1 protein-coding gene is annotated in these 255 nt (G+C 69.8%); it reads right to left on the bottom strand.

Annotation, left to right across the window (positions count from 1 at the left end):
• Nucleotides 1-255, bottom strand: a 255-nt coding sequence (locus JNB61_RS19905) for a formate dehydrogenase accessory sulfurtransferase FdhD (RefSeq protein ID WP_220340736.1), incomplete at both ends; no start/stop codon positions are given.

Raw genomic sequence — 255 nt, 5'->3', positions numbered from 1 at the left:
GAGTAGACGTTCAACGAGCTGCCCCGCGAGAACCCGACGAGGGTGAGTCCGGAGGCCGTGGCGAGCTCGACGGCCAGTGAGGAGGGCGCGGAGACGGCGGACAGTGCGGGGATGCCGGCCATGATCGTCTTCTGCACGAGCTCGAAGCTGGCGCGACCCGAGACCTGCAGCACGGTGCCGGTCAGCGGCAGCCGGTCTTCGAGGACCGCCCAGCCGATCACCTTGTCGACGGCGTTGTGCCGGCCGACGTCCTCG

The sequence above is a fragment of the Microbacterium ureisolvens genome, from assembly GCF_019511645.1.
Taxonomy (GTDB): domain Bacteria; phylum Actinomycetota; class Actinomycetes; order Actinomycetales; family Microbacteriaceae; genus Microbacterium; species Microbacterium ureisolvens_A.
Note: the sequence above shows the minus strand (reverse complement) of the source record. Positions and strands in the feature narration are given on the sequence as shown.